Source organism: Pedobacter sp. (assembly GCF_035566355.1).
GTDB lineage: Bacteria > Bacteroidota > Bacteroidia > Sphingobacteriales > Sphingobacteriaceae > Pedobacter.
In genome coordinates, this window is the sequence record NZ_DATMRL010000694.1 from 1 (window position 1) to 16,248 (window position 16,248).

11 protein-coding genes are annotated in these 16,248 nt (G+C 43.4%); 4 read left to right on the forward strand and 7 right to left on the reverse strand.

Annotated elements, in window-relative coordinates:
- The 3 genes from VNZ46_RS27285 to VNZ46_RS27295 all read left to right on the forward strand — a co-directional run.
- The coding region (locus VNZ46_RS27285) for a hypothetical protein (RefSeq protein WP_325564507.1) at positions 1-192 on the forward strand (192 nt) is incomplete at its 5' end.
- Positions 193-254: 62 nt separating this feature from the next.
- On the forward strand, positions 255-1,049 hold the full coding sequence (locus tag VNZ46_RS27290) for a GLPGLI family protein (RefSeq protein WP_325564509.1): 795 nt from the start codon (positions 255-257) through the stop codon (positions 1,047-1,049).
- Positions 1,039-3,714 (forward strand): hypothetical protein, encoded by a 2,676-nt coding sequence (locus tag VNZ46_RS27295; protein WP_325564511.1) that lies wholly within the window; start codon positions 1,039-1,041, stop codon positions 3,712-3,714. The genes VNZ46_RS27290 and VNZ46_RS27295 overlap by 11 nt, the downstream gene beginning before the upstream one ends.
- A gap of 1 nt (position 3,715) precedes the next feature.
- On the opposite strand, the gene VNZ46_RS27300 is transcribed toward VNZ46_RS27295, so the two are convergent.
- Positions 3,716-4,642 carry a Dyp-type peroxidase gene (locus tag VNZ46_RS27300; protein ID WP_325564513.1) on the reverse strand — a complete coding sequence of 309 codons (927 nt, stop codon included), beginning with the start codon at positions 4,640-4,642 and terminating at the stop codon, positions 3,716-3,718.
- Positions 4,643-4,837: 195 nt separating this feature from the next.
- Between VNZ46_RS27300 and VNZ46_RS27305 the strand changes: the two genes are divergently transcribed.
- Positions 4,838-6,985 carry an alpha-N-acetylglucosaminidase gene (locus VNZ46_RS27305; RefSeq protein ID WP_325564515.1) on the forward strand — a complete coding sequence of 716 codons (2,148 nt, stop codon included), beginning with the start codon at positions 4,838-4,840 and terminating at the stop codon, positions 6,983-6,985.
- Here VNZ46_RS27305 and VNZ46_RS27310 read toward each other — a convergent pair.
- From VNZ46_RS27310 to VNZ46_RS27335, 6 genes are all read right to left on the reverse strand, one after another.
- Complete coding sequence (locus VNZ46_RS27310) at positions 6,927-7,469, reverse strand: LacI family DNA-binding transcriptional regulator (RefSeq protein WP_325564517.1); 543 nt, start codon at positions 7,467-7,469, stop codon at positions 6,927-6,929. The two genes, VNZ46_RS27305 and VNZ46_RS27310, sit on opposite strands and share 59 nt — an antisense overlap.
- The gene (locus VNZ46_RS27315; protein WP_325564519.1) at positions 7,439-8,884 is read right to left on the reverse strand and encodes a right-handed parallel beta-helix repeat-containing protein; all 1,446 of its coding nucleotides are present in this window, start codon (positions 8,882-8,884) and stop codon (positions 7,439-7,441) included. Before VNZ46_RS27315 ends, VNZ46_RS27310 begins: the two co-directional genes overlap by 31 nt.
- A 36-nt stretch (positions 8,885-8,920) precedes the next feature.
- Positions 8,921-10,249, reverse strand: a complete 1,329-nt coding sequence (locus tag VNZ46_RS27320) for an IPT/TIG domain-containing protein (RefSeq protein ID WP_325564521.1) — start codon at positions 10,247-10,249, stop codon at positions 8,921-8,923.
- A 35-nt stretch (positions 10,250-10,284) separates the two neighbouring features.
- Entirely contained in the window at positions 10,285-12,111 is a 1,827-nt protein-coding gene (locus tag VNZ46_RS27325) for a RagB/SusD family nutrient uptake outer membrane protein (protein WP_325564523.1), read from the reverse strand.
- A 41-nt stretch (positions 12,112-12,152) separates the two neighbouring features.
- Complete coding sequence (locus tag VNZ46_RS27330; protein ID WP_325564525.1) at positions 12,153-15,587, reverse strand: TonB-dependent receptor; 3,435 nt, start codon at positions 15,585-15,587, stop codon at positions 12,153-12,155.
- Between the two features lie 148 nt (positions 15,588-15,735).
- Positions 15,736-16,248, reverse strand: a 513-nt coding sequence (locus tag VNZ46_RS27335; RefSeq protein ID WP_325564527.1) for a FecR family protein, incomplete at its 5' end; no start/stop codon positions are given.

Genomic DNA, 16,248 nt, shown 5'->3' on the forward strand with positions numbered 1-16,248 from the left:
AAAGGGAACTTCAAGACACTATGCAGATTGACTATGAGTATCTACAATACGAGTGGTCAGCTGATAGACACTCAGGTTTTAACCTATACGTGTTATGGAGCCAGCGACATGTTCTACAGTAATTGTGGTGAATACTTTAGCGCCACTATACAAAATTATCAAAATTATTACGGAAACCCGAACCATAATTAAGTCGCACCTATGAACAACAACAAAGTGAACCGGAAGGTTCACTTTGTTGGTTTTTAAGATCCATGAAACAGTATTTACTATTTAGTTTGCTGCTGTGTGCTTCGTGGAGCGTGCAGGCACAAAAATTACATGCGGTATATGAATATATACCTTCTGCGGTGGCGACCTTCCGGGAGCATGTCTATTTCGGAGACGGTGTTAAAATGGCTGTCCGGGATTCAGTGCCGGTTGCAGCGGATAAGGGAGAAGGTAAAAGTCAGGATGGCGAAATGTTTTCCAGTTTTTCTTTGGTACTCCATACCGATAAAAATTACAGGAACATTGTTATTCAGAAAAACAATGAAAATGATCTTTTAGAAATCCGGTCGATTCAGGGAAAGAATTATCAGGTGACCGATAAGTTTCCCCAATTGCAGTGGAATACGGACTATACCAGCACGGATACCATAGGCAAATACGTGTGTCACAAAGCGACAGCCAGTTATCGGGGTACCAAGCTTATCGCGTATTATACCAATGATATTCCGGTGCCGGCAGGTCCTTACAAATTCGGCGGGTTGCCGGGTCTGATCGTGATGTTGTATAATGAAAGTGCAAATCCGAACTATTGGACACTCAAAGAAGTTTCCTATCCGTATAAGGGAAGCATTCCTGTAGATCAAGGCTACATCTATTCCTTGCCCAAATTGTCCTTACAGAACTATATCAAGAAAAATGATGCCTTGGTAGAGGAACAGATGCGTATTATGGAAAGTAAAATGCCGGCGATGGAAGGTGTAACGATTGAAAGGAAAAAGGTGAGGGGCACGGTAGAGCAGGTCTATGAATGGGAAGAAAAAAATCTGCGTGAAAAGTAGATTTTGGTGCTGTGGATGGGTATTGCTTTGCTTGTGGTTTGTTGCATTTCCTGCCCGGGCACAGGTATCGATCGACGGAAAAGTGACTTCAGGGGGCCGCCCTGTTGGTGGTGTCCGGGTAGACCTTCATCGGGATAGCATTGCTGGTCTTTTGGCGTATACATTTACAGATGGCGAGGGAAAGTACCATATACAAACTACATACGCCGGCAAAATGAACCTGTATTTTAAGGCACTGAGCTATGAGCCAGTACTCAAAGAGATTAGACCGGGGCAGTCCAATAGGATTGTGGATGTACAGCTCAGTACTGGTGGTGTGGAGCGTTTACAGGAAGTTGTGATCCATTCGAAGCGGCCATACAGGCTGGGCAAGGATACGATTGAGCTGAATGTACAATCGTTTCTCCAAGGTGACGAACGGACTGTGGAGGATTTGCTGAAGAAGATTCCTGGATTAAATATCGGTACCGACGGGAGTATTAAAGTTGGTGATAAAGAGGTGGAAAAGGTCATGATAGAGGGCGATGACTTTTTTGAAAAGGGTTATCGGTTGCTCACACAAAATATGTCTGTCCAGCCCTTGGAAAAGATACAGGTCTTGCAGCGTTATTCTAATAATAAGCATCTGAAAGGGATTGAAAACTCAGCCAAGGTAGCCCTGAACCTGCAATTGAAAGAAGACAGCAAAAGCCAATGGCTGGGTTCGGTGTCTGTTTCCGGTACGCCGATAGCACCGGCATTCTACTACGGCAGCGTCAACCTGATGAATTTTGGAAAAAAAAACAAGTATTATCTGTTGGGCACCGCGAATAACAACGGAGCGGATGCCGTGAGCAGCATCAACCATCTGCTGTATCCTGGCAAATCTGATGAACCTGGACAGATCGGTCTGGGCGTGGCTACGCCTACGATTATCGATTATACACCTGATCTCCCAGGTTTTGATTATAAAAGAACAAATTTCAATCGCGACAGGCTGTTGTCATTCAATACCATATTAAACCCCACCAAGCAGCTTAAAGTAAAGTGGCTGGGCTTTGCGAATCCTACAAAAAAATCGTTCTATCAGAATATATTGCAGGAATATCATATTAAGGATATTCAGTTTACCAATACAGAGGTTTATGAATTTAACAAGCGCATTGACAATTACTTTTCGAGATTAGAATTGCAGTATGAGATCAATAACCAGTCAACGCTCATCTACACCGGAAATCTGGGTTCACTTGGCAGGCACGATACTGGAAACCTGTTATTCAATGGAGCCAGCGCCACAGAGCTGACCTCCACCCAGGGCTATGTAACCAATCACAACCTTACACATACCTATAAGTTATCAGACCGGGAAGCCCTTGTGAGTTCCGCCCGCTGGATCATGCAGCGATCTCCCCTGGATTACAGCATTGATCAATACTATTATGAAGATCTGTTCCAGGTCGGCGGCATTTCGGATGTACATCAGCATGTAGAGAATAATCTGCAGTACCTGGGGGTAACCTCACACTATGTACGCAGGCAAAAAGGTGGGGATTTTATGGAAATTGCCTTTGCAAATGAATATAAGAACCAGGAGCTGGTGACGGATTTCGTTTTGCAGGGGGGTGATGGCGATCAGATTCGCCCTTCCGGCTTTTCAAATCAGGTAAGTCTTTTTACCAATCAGTCCCGTCTCCTGACTAAATACACATTAAAGCGTAGAAAATGGGAATGGACACCGCAGTTGAATGCAGGGTTTATACATAGTGGCCTGCAAACGAACGGACTGGCTCGGGACCGAAATAACTGGTTGATTTCTTCGCGGTTATCTGCAAAATGGGAACCATACCGCAGGGGAAAGCTGGAGACAGAACTTTCGTTTCAGCAGACCAATACCGAAGTGATGGACGTCATTCCCAGCTACTATAATACCGGCCTCCGGAATTTTGCAAAGGGGCTGGACGATATGGCTACTTTGAGCAGTTCGGGAGTGATACTGACCTATACGCATGGCAATATGCTGGATAAATTTTTTGCCAGTTTATCGATAGGCTATAAAACGCTGTTTGATTATATGAGTAATCAAAGCATGTTAAATACAAACTATAACCTGGCTCAACAGGTGCTGTTGAAGAATAAAAAAGTGGCCTTTTATAAAGCACAGTTCAACTACTATTTACAGCCGCTGAAAGGGAATTGTAAATTGGATATAGGTGCTGACTTCTCTGATTACGAAGCCGGTATAGTGGGCGTGGGAAACCGAAAGATACAATCCGGGTCGTATGATTATGGCTTGTCTTTCAGGAGTGTTTGGAAATGGAAATTAAACATACATGCCGGAACCCGTATGCAGTTTACTTCTTTTAACAGCGAGAGCAAGAGCCGCTTGAAGAATACCTACAGTTTTCTGAACCTGTTCGTTAATGTTGCTGATGGTGTTCAGGCCAATCTGAAAAATGAGGCGTACCATTTTGGCGACTCTTTTGCTACTTCAAAAACGTATTATTTTTCTGATTTTTCACTGTCATACGACGTGAAAAAAATGAAGACCAGATTTGAGATTACCGCAAAAAATCTTTTCAATAATCGTCAATTTAAGAATGCAGTCATTACAGATACCTACCAGGCTGTTACCGAATACCGTCTGTTGCCACGCTATATTGCATTGGGGGTTGATTATAGTTTCTAGGTTAATCAGATGAAAGTTCATCCAGCATGTTAAATGTGGGTACAAAAAACAAGCTACCCGTTTTTGGGGTGCTGAAATCTAAAATCCTGTCATAATTTCCTGCAGGAGAACCAATAAACATGTTGTTCAGCATTTTCTCTACGGTACTGAATGTGCTTGCATAGGCTATAAAGTAGGTTCCCATTTCATTTGTAGAGATGTTACCAAAGGGCATATTATCACGTACGATTTTAAAATCATCCCCCACATTGGCCAGCGCGATGTGGGCATTTGCAGGTTTAACATCATCTGGCATTTCTACATCATTAGATTTGTATCTTCCAATTACTTTTTCCTGCTCCTCTGTAGAAAGCGCCTTCCAGGAGGATAAATTATGAATATATTTTTGTACGAAAAGATAGCTTCCTCCCTTATAAACAGCATCATCCTCTCCGATCATACTGAAGAATTCCCGGTCTTGCCCCTGTGGGTTTTCGGTACCATCTACAAAGCCTAAAATGGAACGGCTGTCCCAGTATCTGAAACCATGGATTTCTTCTACACTGGTGGCTACTGGTTCTAAAATATTGGTTATGGCAGCCGCCATATCGTAACAAATGCTGGTATTATCAGCCCTTATATGGAAATGTAAGTCTCCTTTGGAAGAAATGGCGGTATGTTTTTCGCCAGTAATGGGTACGAAATTCGCCAATTCCCTAGGCAGTGGGAGTGGAAGGTTGAGCTGATGCCAGGCATCATATCCGATTCCCATTACACAACTGGCCCTGGAAACCGGGAAGCGAACGTTAACCGAATTGTTCAGGTTGATCACGAGCTTGCAAAGTTGGTTAAACACAGACCTAACCTCTGAATTATCCTTGAAATTCCATACCATAAATATGGTGTTGTTGTTGGTATAGTCTGTTACATTCTGCGAATCCTGTTTCATCTGCGTATAATTTGTGGAATGGTACGAAAATAAGAAAAATTGGTCATGTTAATTGAAAATTACACAATCGATTGTGCCATCCCATGCAACCGATTGTGTAGTTTTTACAGCTATAAACACCCAATTGCAGGAAATATTTTATTCCAGGTTTTAATTAGATTCGGGTCATTAGAAATTGAAAATCAACCTTAAATTATGCGAAAATTTACCTGTCTGCTCTTGTTCTTAATTCCATTAGATCTTTTAGCCCAGCAATTTAGACCTGTACAAGATCTGATTAAAAGGAGGGTCCCCTGGTTAGAAAATCAGGTTGTTTTCAAATCATTGAAAAGCGGAGAAAAGGATATGGTTGAATTACAGAGCCAGGGAAACAAACTGGTTATTACGGCTTCAGGTCCGAATGCAGCTGCAGTAGGATTAAATTGGTATTTAAAGTACTATTGTCATCGTTCCATGTCACATATGGGAGATCATCTTGCTCCGGTGCCTTCGATTCCAGTGGTCAATGAACTTGTACGTATAGAGGCACCGGCCAAATACCGCTACGCCTTGAATTATTGCACCTATAATTATACCATGAGCTTTTACGATTGGAAAGACTGGGAACGCGAACTGGACTGGATGGCTTTAAATGGAGTAAACTTAATGCTCACCGTAAATGGAATGGAGGCGGTGTGGCAAAACACATTGAAACAAATTGGATATTCTGATCATGAAATTAACGATTTTTTAGTTGGGCCTGCCTATACGGCATGGTGGTTAATGGGGAATATACAGGGTTGGGGCGGGCCAATGCCTCAAAGTCAGATCGATGGCCGGAAAATATTGCAGCAACGGATGATGGGGCGGATGAAAGAACTTGGAATAGAGCCGGTGTTGCAAGGTTTCTATGGAATGGTACCGAGCTCTTTAAAAGACAAGACCAAGGCACCAATTATTGACCAGAAAACATGGGGTGCATTTAAACGCCCGGATATTTTAATTCCTGGTCATCCCGACTTTTCCAGGATTGCGGGGATATACTATAAGGAATTAAAAAAAGCTTATGGTAAAAACATCCGCTTTTTTGCAGGAGATCCTTTTCATGAGGGGGGAATTACAGATGGTATAGATTTAAAGGAAGCAGGTCAGTCTATTCAAACCGAAATGCAAAGGAGTTTTCCCGGATCTACCTGGGTATTACAGGGATGGCAGGATAATCCTAAACAGAAAATGCTGGATGGACTCGATAAATCCCATGTGCTGGTGCAGGAATTGTTTGGTGAGTTCACTAATAATTGGGAAAAAAGAAATGGCTATGATTCGACACCATTTATTTGGTGTGTAGTAAATAATTTTGGAGAAAGACCTGGTTTGTACGGTAAATTACAGCGTTTCGCAGACGAAGTTGACCGGATAGGTAAAAGCTCATTTAAAGATTTATTCAAAGGAGTAGGCGTTATGCCTGAAGGACTCAATAACAATCCCCCTGTATATGATCTGATGTTGGAACTGGGCTGGAGAAAAGATCATGTTGATGTTAAAAAATGGGTGACGGATTATACCAAATATCGGTACGGAAGTGCAAACAAACATATTGATGTGGCCTGGCAGGGATTCCTGGAAACGATATACCAAAGCCTTCCAGGCTACCAGGAGGGTGCAAGTGAGTCTGTGTTTTGTATCCGGCCGGCGTTGGATTCCAAACCTGCCTCTCGTTGGGGCACCCGGGAAAGAAACTATGACTGCATAAAATTTAAAGAGGCAGTTCTGGAGTTTGCTAAAGCGGCACCTGAATTTATAAATTCAGATACTTATCAGATCGATCTGATTAATATGCTAAGGCAAGTGCTGGCAAATGACGGCGAGGTGGTTTTTCAGGCTATGGGAAAAGCCTACCAGGAAAAGAATACGGATGAGTTTACCCGGCTTTCCCGTCAGTTTCTGGATATGATCCGGTTAACAGATGATCTGCTGTCTAGCCATCCTTATTATCAGTTAAATACCTATAAGAATCAGGCTTTGAGTCTGGGGAAAACTAAGGAGGAGAAGGCGCTTAATATCAAGAATGCCATGATGCTGATTACCTATTGGGGCGAAAACATCAGGACCGAGGATAACCTGCATGAATATGCTTATAAAGAATGGGGAGGGTTGATCAAGGACTTTTATCTCGTAAGGTGGAAAATGTATATAGATTATTTACAAGATAACCTACAGGGTAAAAACACGCAGGCTCCCGACTTTTTTATGTGGGAGCGTGCATGGGTAGAGCAGAACCTGGAGGTTAAGCCCGAAAGTCAGGCTAAGCCCTTAGATCAGATAACTGCTGAAATTTTAACATTGAAAACAGGTGTTCAATAGCCTGACCGGATTGATTTCCTGCGATATCCCTGTTGTCTAAAGTAACAACAGGGATATTGTATCTTCTGAGCTGTTCAAACTGGTCTATATCTATGGTGGATTTGGTCACTGCAATCAGAATGCCGTCAACCCTAAGGTTCTTCATGTTTTCCAAAATCTGTTTTTCCCGGTCCGGCTCTTGAAAAGACTGACCGAAAATTACATTATAATTTTTATCATGAGCGCAGCACTCTATTTCACGTAAGATTGAACAATAAGAATTTTCTGCGATATCCGGTAAAACAACACCAATGGTAAAGGTCTTTCCCTGCTTAAGGAATACTGCATTCTGGTTGGGGTGATAATTTAATTCCTTAGCTATTTTATTGACCCGCATGGTGGTCACCAGACCGATACTTGGATGTCCCCGAAGTGCTCTGGATACTGTTGAAGGATCTATCTTGAGTCGTCTCGCTATATCTTTGATTGTGGGTATCTTTTCCATTTTCTGCTTAAATTTGAGTAAAACTTAGGACTAACTATTTTTAGAGTGGAATTGGCATCCTGACCGCTGTTTTTTTTCCAGATCAGGAAATCGGTAATCGGGTTGCCACTGGTGCTGTTCCATATCCATTGAGGCTGTGTTGTGGTAAAATAGCTGTTGTGATCAATGGTATTATGACTTCCGGTTGGGGTGTATTTATGCACCAGCAGGTCCTTAGGTCCGGCATACACGGTATTGTTCTTAATTACATTACTGTCGCAATGTTCCGTTAGTCTGAGTTCTCCTTCAATTTCTCCAAATGCCCCGGGAACACGATTATTCTGAAATAAGGTATTGTTCAAAATGCTACAGTTTTTTGTGCCGGCGATGGTATAGTTTAAATAATCTCCCATATAAATACCTGCCCTGTAGCAATTGTAGACCAGATTGTTTCTTACAGTCGTGGTTCTTGTTGGATAGATGTTGCTTTCACTGACCAGACCAATCCCTCTGTCGCTTTCGTAAACTACGTTTCTTTCAATGATGGTATTTGCTCCGCCACAAACATAAATGGAAATGGCGCCGAACCTGTCAGGGCCCCATGTCTCAGGTGTTTTGGTCATTGTGTTGTGATGGAAAATATTGTCGCTGATTACGCCGTTGCGGGCATAATTGGTTTTTACCTCTCCGTGAGGGTTTAAACCATCGCCTCCGGCTACAATAACTCCAATGTTTTCAGTATCATATACCCTATTGTGACTGAAAATGAAGCCGTCAATATTCCCCGCCAGCGTGACGTTTTCGCTTGTTCCGGTTTGAGTATCGTGTATTGTACAGCCCGTGATTAACAGGTTAGATATTGGCGTGTTGTCACTTCCAATAACCAATATAGCGTGGCCGCTTCGTCCTTGTGCAAGTGTAGCCGTACTTTTGATATTGTAAATATTGCAGTTTTTGATCGAAATGTGCTGTGCATTCCCGTTGATTGTGATGCCTTGGGGGTCTGTATTGATACCGGAACTACTGAGGTTGCAAATGTCGAAACCCTCAATAGTTACATAGCTTACATTACTTACGGTAACCAGTGCCATCCACCCGGAAACCATAGTTTTGCTGCCGTCAATGACGGGTTTTTCTCCGGGATAGTTTTTTAGACAGATGTATTTACCAGGACGGCCTGATTTTGGAAATTTCACTTCCTGATGATAGATGCCTCCTCTAACGACTACCTGGTCGCCAGGCGCAGCATGGCTCAGTGCCTTATTGATGGTTTGAAAAGGGGCAGTGATATTTCCGGTATTGGTATCGGAGCCCTTAACTGATACATAATATGTATGGGTTTTTTCTTTAGCTTGAAATACTGTTGCAAAAGTATTCGTAATACAAACGAAGGTTTGTACTACGAATACCAGGCTTAAAAAAGCAGATGGTTTCATGTTTTAATTAAAATTAGGTGTATGTAGGGCTTTGAATTATTCGGAAACGATCTTCCTGATTCTGTTGTTGTTCTTGTCCAATACATATACAGTTCCATTTTTGTCTACCGCGACTCCGGTAGGGGCACTGAAGGAGGCCTGTCCACCCACTCCGTCTGAGAAACCAGCACTGCTGCTCCCGGCAAATGTGCTTACTTCATATGTGCCAGCCTGAATATAGCGAATGCTTTGGTCTGGATTGGTCGTGCTTCCACCACCTGTCCCGTTGCCGGCCACATATATATTATTACTGTTGTCTATTGCAATTCCCCATGGAAAGGAGAATAATGCAGATGTAGCTGCTCCATTTACATAACCTGCATTTCCCAATTGACCTGCAACGATACTGCTCTGCCAGGTGCCGGCAGTGAATTTTCTGATCACCTGGTCGCCGTGTACGGATACAAATAAATTGCCGGTATTGTCAAATTTAATACCCGCAGGGTAATTGAGTCCGGAGATGATCGCCTCGCTGTTACCTTGGGCATTGATCTGATAAATGTTGCCAGGACTGGAACAACTTGCGTAGTAAACATTGCCGCTTGTTTTATCAAAGGCGACGCTCCATGGTGCCTGGCTTCCAAAGCCCCATGTGGTGGCCTGTCCATCTGGTGTAATCATTCTTATATCCCAATTGCCAGGATCTACACAATATAGATTTCCATGGGTATCAATAGCCAGGTCATAGGGTAAGGAGAAATTTGCGGCGGTACCTTTACCATCAGCGTAACCCGAGAGGTTTGGATTGCCGGCTAAGGTACTCACGTTTCCTAGCGAATCAATTTTTCGGATGCAGTGGTTGCCAGGATCGGCGACATAGACATTGAGATTATCGTCTACTACGATACCGGAACTCCTGTACCAGTTCTGGCCGCCCAGGTTAAATGAGGCATCTGTTCCTTTGCCATTGGCAAAGCCTGGGTTGCCAGAGCCTGCCAGGGTAGTTACCGTCCTGGTATATTCATAATTGAAAATGGCCTGGCTGGATCCCTCTCCGTTTTCTATTTTTACTTTTATGGGTCCTGTCTTTGATCTTTTAGGTACAACTGCCATAATCTGCGTTGCATTAGCGCCTATTACTTTGAGTGGCCGGCCGTTCAATGTTACAGAAACCTTAGAGATGTCGGAAGAAAAGTTACTTCCGGTAATGAGTACTTCAGTACCACCTGAGCCTTTTTTCGGAATGAAATCTGAAACAGTGATGGGTGAAGAAGCGTTGTAAGTACTATCCTTGTCTTTTTTACAACCTGCAAACAAGAGCAGCAGGCTGGCAGCGCAGCATAATAAATGTTTGCGTTTTACCGGTATATTGATGAATTGTTTCATGGATTACTTTGTTAAATACATATTGATGTCTGATTTTACCAACCTGGATTCTGCACAAGGGCTCTGTCTCTGTCCATCTGGTATTGGGAGATTGGAAAAAGATACATTTTGTTGTTCCAGGCTCTTTTTTGAAAAAGGGTGCGGTTGTAAAACCGTGTAAAAGCAAAACCCTGGCCACCATCATCTTCATTTACATTCATACCATAGATAGTTTGGTTTTCCGTAGCCCCCAGCAACATCCTCCTGACAAGCGTAAAGTACCTGTCGCCCTCAAAGCAAAGCTCCACCTGTCTTTCCTTGAGTATGTATTTTCTCATCAGTTCCTTATTTCCAACTGCTAAAGGGTATACGGTCTCTATGCCTGGGAGTCCTGCCCTTGATCTGACCAGGTTCAGCATCCTTACAATATCTGCATTGGAGGGGTCGTATTCATTTAAAGCTTCGGCATAGTTCAGGAGTATTTCAGCATAACGGATAAGGATAAATGGCCTGTAATTGGTTGCATCCTGTCTGATGTTATCAGCAGGGCCTACATTTTTCAGAAAATCATAACCTGTAATGTTATTGGTGATCCCGGATGCTTTCGCACCTGCTTTGCCTGTATAGTAGAATTCTACGCGACCGGTACCATCAACATTGCCTGTTGAAGAGAAGAAGTTTTTATCATCGACAGTAGGAGCGGGTAATACCGGGCGGGCATTATACTGTACGTAAGCATAAAAACGTGGTTCACGATTGGCATACATGTTCCACTGACCTTTTTTATGTGCCCAGTAATGTGCCCCGTCGGTTCCTGCAAATCCTGTTTCATTATATTGGGACAGAGGATCATCAATACTGCGGCCGTTGTCCATGTAGAAGGCATCAACTACGTTTTGGGTGGCATTGTAGAGGTTAATACCCCCGGGGTTGGGTGAGGAGGCCTTAACGTAACCCCAATAGTTCCATGAATTTCTGGAGAACAGGATTTCGCTGTTCCAGTTGGTCAGAAACAAATCACGTACAGATAGGTAAGGGTCAAACTGGCTACCACCGTTATCCAGATTAGTGAACAATTTATAGGCATTAAGGTCGATCACTGCTTTTGCAGCATCTGCAGCGATTTTCCATTTATTGGCGTCATAGTTTGCAGGGGCCAAAGCAGTCCCGTCCTGATTTTTAAACGAAGCGAAGGCCGGATTTCCGTTCCATAACGGGCTGGCTGCCCATAAGGCCAGCTGTGATTTAACGGCAAGGCAGGAGCCTTTGGATGGTCGGCCATAATTGCTGGAAGCTGACCAGCTGGCGGGTAGAACCGCAGCTGCTTCATCCATCAACTGATTAATATAGTTTTTACAGTCGTCAAATGTAGCCCTTGGATAGGTATTGAAATCTGCATCCAACGCCAGTGGGCCGGTAAGTTTTACAACCGGTCCATATTGTTTGATCAGCTGCCAGTAAAACCATCCCCTCAGGAATTTGGATTCTGCTTTGTACTGCGCTTTCAAGGCAGAACTCAACTGCGATTCCGGAACCTTGTCTACATTGGCCTCAAAAATAAAGGAAGACCGGATACCCCTGTAATAATTGTCCCAGTGGTCATAATGGGCATTTACCGGGCTCCAGTCTCCGGCAGCCATCCGTCTTGCGCTGGTGCTTGGTATAGATATGGAAGCTTCGTCGCTGGTCCCCTGGTGCGCATAGTCGATTTCCAGTATGGAACCGTAAATATTGTATAAATAGGATTCTGCATTGGCCCTGTTGCTCCACAGGATATCCGAGGTGAGCAAATTATCCGGTTTTTCATCCAGATGTTTGCAGGAGAACAAAATGCCTGTCAATAAGCATGACCCTATTGCGATAATGAATATGTATTTTTTCATCTCTTTATTTTTTAATGCTTGTAATTGATCCATAGCTCTGGTTAAAACGATACTTTCAGTCCCAGTGCAAATGTTCTTAACGGCGGATATCCTGCGGCATTGGCACCCAATTCCGGATCCCATAATTTGAATTTGGAGAAGGTGAGCAGGTTCTGACCTGTCAAATAAAAGTATACCGACTTAATACCCGATTTTGTCAGAAATGCATCTGAAAATCTATATCCCAAAGTAGCCTGTTTCAGACGGACAAAACTGGCATCTTTTGACCACCAGGTACTTGGCTGGTAGTTGTTGCTGTTTTGATTGGCAATACCCAGTCTCGGATAATCTACATTTTGGCTTGGGTTCTCAGTAGTCCACCTGTTTTCCAGGTTGGCCAGCATTCCGGAAGGATAGAGACCCATTCCAGTAAAAGGTACTATACCGGCACCTGTGGCTCCGTCGCCAGTTATTGCAGACCCATTAGCCATAAAGGTTGCACCGGAGATGCCCTGGAAGAAAAGGGAAAGATCTATGCCTTTGTAGCCTACAGTAAAACCCGCACCATATAAAATGGTAGGAACATCAGATTTACCAGTAAATATCCTGTCAAAGCTGTCTACCACACCATCGCCGTTCACGTCTTTATATTTAATGTCCCCCGGTCTTAATATCGCACCAAACTGACCCGGGCTTTTGGAAATCTGGTCTTGTGAGGTAAACAGCCCTTCAGCAACATACATCAGGTTGTCTCCATATTTACGCCCGGTTGCCTGTTGATAGGCATAGAGCTGCTTAGGTTCGTCCTTCTGTATGATTTTATTGTTGTTATAGGTGAAATTGCCATATAAACGGAAGGATACTTTGCCAAGATTTTCATTATATTCTATATTGGCATCTACCCCGTGATTGTTCATCTCGCCTAAATTGGCAAATACAGTACCTGTGGTACCCAAAATGCCTGAAAGGGAACTGCGTGAAATTAGTATGCTCTTTCTTTTTTCCCTGTAAAGGTCTATGGTCAGGCTTAATTTGTTCAATAAACCAATCTCTATACCCAGGTCGTCTTTAGTGGCTTTTTCCCAGGTCAGGTTTTCGACACCGATCACACTTTCCGTAACGCCGTTGAAAATGGTGCCATTGTATCCAAGGCCTATAGAGCTGCCGGGACCATACTGGTTGAGATAAGGGAACCTGTTCAGGCCTATAAATTTTCCGATCTGGTCGTTTCCCACCAGACCGTGGGACCCTCTGATTTTCAATAGGTTTACTGCTGAAGATAATTTGCGGAAAAAAGGCTCTTTTGAGATCACCCAGCCTGCAGAGAAAGAGGGAAAGAAACCAAATCTTTTGCCAGGCTCAAAGTTCTCGGAACCGGTATAACCCGCATCAAATTCGGCCATGTACCGATCGGCATAGGAATAGGTAATCCGGCCAGCCATACCCTGATTTTTGAAAGGAATAGAAGAAATCACATCGCCGGCTGAGCTCACGATCCTTGAACGCATATTGTATAAAAGCAAGCCACCGAAATGATGATTGCCAAAGTTGCGGTCATAATTGATATTGGTCTCCAGGTACATCGTTTTTTCTGCCTGTGCAGATTGGGAATAACCTAAAAACTGATCTCCGATCCGGGACTGGTTCAGGACCAGGTTTCCATCTGCATCTCTTCCGCTGGCCATATACAGACTGTTTTTTCCGAACCTTCGGTTGTCGTTTTCACTATAGGAGTCAAAAGAGAACCTGGCCATGGCGCTTAGACCATTTGTAATGCGGTCCAGTTTTTGGTTGATGGAGAAAATGGACTGTATGGTTGGTCTGAATTCTGTTGCATAGCCGGTGTTCTGGATCTCATTGAGCGGATTGGAGCCTACATTGTTATAAGGCCCAGCCCAGGATCCGTCGGGATATTGTATAGGAAAAGCGATAGGTGGCGTCAAGTAAGCATTATACCAGATTTTGCTAGCAGAAAGACCCGGGTACCTGCTGCTCACCAGCATTGCGTCCAGGTTCATGGACAGAAGCGTGGTGGGGCTCAGGTCAATGTCAAGATTGGTCCTGAAATCATATCTTTTGAAGTTGACATTTGGGTTATAGCCGTTTTGTTTGGTTACTTTATAGCTGCCGTCCTGGTCATAAAAGGAAGCAGAAACATAATATCTTACGGTCTTGGCTCCCCCGCTCACATTTAAGTTGCTGTTGAAACCGGGTGCCCAGTCTTTATAAGTCGCTTTGAGCCAGTTGACATTCGGATACAGATAGGGGTCAAGACCACTGGCAGTCTTTTGGATCAATTCTTCTGAATATACGGGCTGGTTGCCATCATTAACAGTGGCTTCGTTGTACAACCGCATCCAGGAAACCCCATCGAGCATTTTTGGCATTTTAGTCAGGCCTGACATGGAAACTTCAGTTTTAACAGAAATCTGCGGCTTGCCGGCAACCCCTCTTTTTGTAGTAATGATCAATACACCATTGGCTCCTCTGGCACCATAAACTGCAGTAGCCGATGCGTCTTTTAGCAAGGAGATACTTTGTATGTCCTCCGGGTCAATATTATTATAGGAGCCTCCAAAGGAACTGTTTACATCGTCTCGCTGTACACCGTCAATAATGATCAATGGATCTGAGTTGCTTGTAAATGTGCCGATACCCCGAATGGTAAAGGAGGCGTTGTCGTAACCGGGTTCCCCACTTCTCTGCATAGAGATAACCCCGGCAACTTTACCTGCCAATGCATTGGAGAGCGATCGGTTAGGTGTTTGCATATCAGCCATATTGATAGTACTTACAGATCCGGTAATGGTTACCTTCTTTTGCTTACCATAGCCAACAACGACAACCTCATCAAGTGCCTTATCCTCATCTGTAAGGGCAATATTGAGGACTGTTTCATCTTTTACGGGTATTTCTCTGGTTACAAATCCTATCATTTGGATCATCAGGATATCATTTGGGTCGGCCTGGATTTTAAAATTCCCATTGTAGTCTGTTGAGGTTGCTTTTTTTGTGCCTTTGACGATTACTGTTGCTCCCGGAATTGGATTACCTTTTAAGTCTGTTACTTTGCCACGGATGTCCAGGGCTGAGAAAATGTCAATCAGTTTGTCTACCGCCTTATCCAGGATTGAAGTTTCTTTTGGTTTGATCATAATGGTTTTTCCATCTATGATATAGGTTAAGGGCAGGTTGTTCAAAACTTTTTTAAGTGTGACTTCCAGTTCCTCATTGTTTACGGAAATGGTGATGGGTTTGACTCCATTGAGTATCTTTCGGTCAAATAGAAAGTTGTATCCACTTTGATTATGGATCTTTTCTAATGCACCCTTTAATGATACTTTACGTTCATTCAGTGTAATGCGCTGCCCAAAGGTAGCAGCACTGACCTGCATTAAAGTGAATAGGAGCACGATGGTGGTTAGGCGCATAATCATCCATATTTTACGGATATAACGGCCTGTTATACCCGGTTTGCTGGCATAAAATCTATACATTTTGCTATATTTGGTTGCGCAGTAGCCTCTCAGCTCTAATTGTTAGGCAACTGCATGTTTCGGTTAATATGATTTGTTTATTAACGATGCCAATAATTATCGGGGGTGTTTGCAGCACCCCTGGTGATTTGGCATTCCAGGGAAGTAGTTATTCTGTCACAATTATCCTCCTTTCTTTTATTTGGAAATGAACATTGCCAACAGTTTCTATCCATTTCAGTACTTCCGAGAGGTTGCTTTTTCTTGAAACCAATCCTTCAAGGATGAGGTTTGAGTCGACGTTTGACTCGTAAACGACCTCAACATTATACCACCTTGCGATCTTACGCATAGCAGATTTCAGGTCTTCTCCATCGAATATGAAATTCTCATTTTTCCAGCCTATGGCTTCATTTGTGTTGACCTGACTTATATTTATCAAGCCTGCAGCATTAAGGGAAGCTTGCTGGCTAGGTTTTAGCACAAGAGCTTTCCTGACCTGCTTATCTTTTAAGCTCTGGACCTGCATACTGCCTTCTACCAGTGTTGTTTTCGTGTAGGGTTCGTCAGAATAACTGTTAATGTTAAAGGCTGTCCCCAGGTCCTCTGCTATTTGTGTTGGTGTCTTTACCCGGAAGGGCTGTTTAGCATCGTATTTAACTTCGAAATAAGCTTCCCCGCT

Bases quoted from the DNA above. Each gene is read 5' to 3' on its own strand.
- VNZ46_RS27305 (WP_325564515.1), top strand. From the start codon at position 4,838: ATGCGAAAATTTACCTGTCTGCTCTTGTTCTTAATTCCATTAGATCTT.
- VNZ46_RS27300 (WP_325564513.1), bottom strand. From the start codon at position 4,642: ATGAAACAGGATTCGCAGAATGTAACAGACTATACCAACAACAACACC.
- VNZ46_RS27310 (WP_325564517.1), bottom strand. From the start codon at position 7,469: ATGGAAAAGATACCCACAATCAAAGATATAGCGAGACGACTCAAGATA.
- VNZ46_RS27290 (WP_325564509.1), top strand. From the start codon at position 255: ATGAAACAGTATTTACTATTTAGTTTGCTGCTGTGTGCTTCGTGGAGC.
- VNZ46_RS27325 (WP_325564523.1), bottom strand. From the start codon at position 12,111: ATGAAAAAATACATATTCATTATCGCAATAGGGTCATGCTTATTGACA.
- VNZ46_RS27315 (WP_325564519.1), bottom strand. From the start codon at position 8,884: ATGAAACCATCTGCTTTTTTAAGCCTGGTATTCGTAGTACAAACCTTC.
- VNZ46_RS27330 (WP_325564525.1), bottom strand. From the start codon at position 15,587: ATGTATAGATTTTATGCCAGCAAACCGGGTATAACAGGCCGTTATATC.
- VNZ46_RS27320 (WP_325564521.1), bottom strand. From the start codon at position 10,249: ATGAAACAATTCATCAATATACCGGTAAAACGCAAACATTTATTATGC.